Annotated in this window: 1 protein-coding gene; it reads left to right on the plus strand. The window is 54.8% G+C overall.

Annotated elements, in window-relative coordinates:
* Nucleotides 1-292 (plus strand): MFS transporter (locus tag Q4563_RS18990; protein WP_442903799.1); only part of this gene is annotated, 292 nt, incomplete at both ends.

Below are 292 nucleotides of genomic sequence, written 5' to 3' on the forward strand. Positions count from 1 at the left end.
CGTTGAGTGCATTTGCTATTGGTACTACCGAGTTTGTGATTGTCGGATTGATTCCCACCATCGCTCAAGACCTGGGCGTATCGTTGCCATCATCGTGCTTGCTGATCAGCCTTTATGCGGTTGGGGTGGCTATCGGCGCCCCGGTGTTGACGGCCTTGACCGGGCGCTGGTCTCGTAAAAGCGTGTTATTGAGTTTGATGGGGTTGTTTGTGGTGGGTAACCTGGCTGCCTGGCAAGCGCCGGGTTACGAAAGCCTGATTACAGCGCGAATTCTTACCGGTTTGGCACACGG

The sequence above is a fragment of the Gilvimarinus sp. 1_MG-2023 genome, from assembly GCF_030548285.1.